General features: G+C 43.3%; 1 protein-coding gene. It reads left to right on the plus strand.

Annotation, left to right across the window (positions count from 1 at the left end):
* On the plus strand, positions 1-240 hold a 240-nt coding region (locus SB775_RS33355; RefSeq protein ID WP_486360744.1), incomplete at both ends, for a PDZ domain-containing protein.

Genomic DNA, 240 nt, shown 5'->3' on the forward strand with positions numbered 1-240 from the left:
GGACTCATGGAAGGCGACAAAGTGATCGCGATTCAAGGAAAAGCGGTTTCCACATGGAAAGATGTCGTTCAAATTATTAGCCAAGCTCCTGACAAGGAATTGACTTTTCAGTATGAGCGAAATGGACAGGTAAACACGGTTCCTGTAAAAGTAGGAAAAGACGAAAACAACATCGGCAAAATCATGGTAACGAATTCACTCACATATGCTCCCGGAGAAGTGCTAAAATACGGGGTATCG

It is taken from the genome of Peribacillus sp. SIMBA_075 (assembly GCF_046534585.1).